The 1,216-nt window shown below is 54.5% G+C and carries 2 protein-coding genes; both read left to right on the top strand.

Going from position 1 to position 1,216, the window contains the following annotated elements:
* The first annotated feature begins 403 nt into the window (after positions 1-403).
* Positions 404-670 (top strand): flagellar biosynthetic protein FliQ, encoded by a 267-nt coding sequence (locus AC1D1X_RS23815; protein ID WP_477669657.1) that lies wholly within the window; start codon positions 404-406, stop codon positions 668-670.
* 15 nt (positions 671-685) lie between these two features.
* A partial coding sequence (locus tag AC1D1X_RS23820) for a flagellar biosynthetic protein FliR (protein WP_477699413.1) occupies positions 686-1,216 on the top strand: 531 nt, incomplete at its 3' end.

Consider the following 1,216-nt stretch of genomic DNA (forward strand, 5'->3'; position numbering starts at 1 on the left):
GTGTAACAAACAATCAGCTCATTCATTGCCCCAACCCGCCAAGTCTCATTTGTTGACCTCAGCAGGCTCCCCAAAAGGAGGGGAAAAGGGGAAGGGGTTGTGAAAAATTCCTAGTCAGCGAAGTAGCACCGCACAAGGTTCAAAAGCAATATCTATTTCCAGTGCTTTGGAAATGTCTAAGTAATTAGTACCTAAATCGATATGGAAAATAAGGTAACTGCTGCCGCAAATTCTGTAGATTGCGATACAGTTCGGAACAAATAACAGGGGGAGGCCCCGCTACAGGCGCCTTGGGACATGACAAACAACAAAGCTTATCGAATGCGTCAGGATGACCGCGCGGACTTGCATCCCTTTGCATGTGTGGCGACAACAAACTATGGATGCGGGAGCACACAGCAGAATGCACGCTGACCTGGCTTTGAAAATGATGTCGGACCTATTCTGGATGGGATTCCTGGTGTGCCTGCCCGTTCTTGGCTTGACCATGCTCACAGGTTTGCTGATCAGCATTGTTCAAGTGGTTACGCAGGTGCAGGAGATGTCCCTGACCTTTGTACCCAAGCTGATGACGGCTGGCATTGCGCTTGTCGTGTTTGGCCCCTGGATGTTGCGCAAGCTCAGTGCTTACTTTACTCAGCTGTGGGCAGGTATTCCTGCCATGTTTTAGCCCAGGTCGCCACGCGTGATTGCTGAACTTGGAGCCGGATGGTCTTGGGTTTCCCAGAAATGGGCATTGCCACCTTTGGAGGCGGTGATCCTGCTTTCGATACGGGTTGCCGGTGTTTTTATCCTGACGCCAGTTTTCTATGCCATGCCCATACCGACGACGGTGCGGGTGTTGATGCTGCTGTCGCTGTCGTTCATCATTGCGCTGGGGTTTACACCGGTCGGAAGCGGCCATATCGCCAATCATGCGACGCTGTTTACGTCCGCACTGGCGGAGCTCGCGCTGGGCGCGACGCTCGGGCTCGGTGTGCTGCTGGCGTTTGCGGCCTTTGATGTCGCCGGGCGGATTCTTGACATCCAGATCGGGTTCGGCATCTCGCAAGTGTTCGATCCCGTCACTCGGCGGCAGGTGCCGATCCTGACCTCCGCCTTCAACACATTTGCCGTGCTGCTGTTCTTCCTGCTGGCCGGCCATCATGCTTTGCTGCGAGGCATCGCATTCAGCGTTGAGCGGTTTCCCGTGGCAGCGCAGTGGTCGGCTGCCTAC

It is taken from the genome of Polaromonas sp. P1_G4 (genome assembly GCF_056405475.1).

Bases quoted from the DNA above. Each gene is read 5' to 3' on its own strand.
- AC1D1X_RS23815 (WP_477669657.1), top strand. From the start codon at position 404: ATGCACGCTGACCTGGCTTTGAAAATGATGTCGGACCTATTCTGGATG.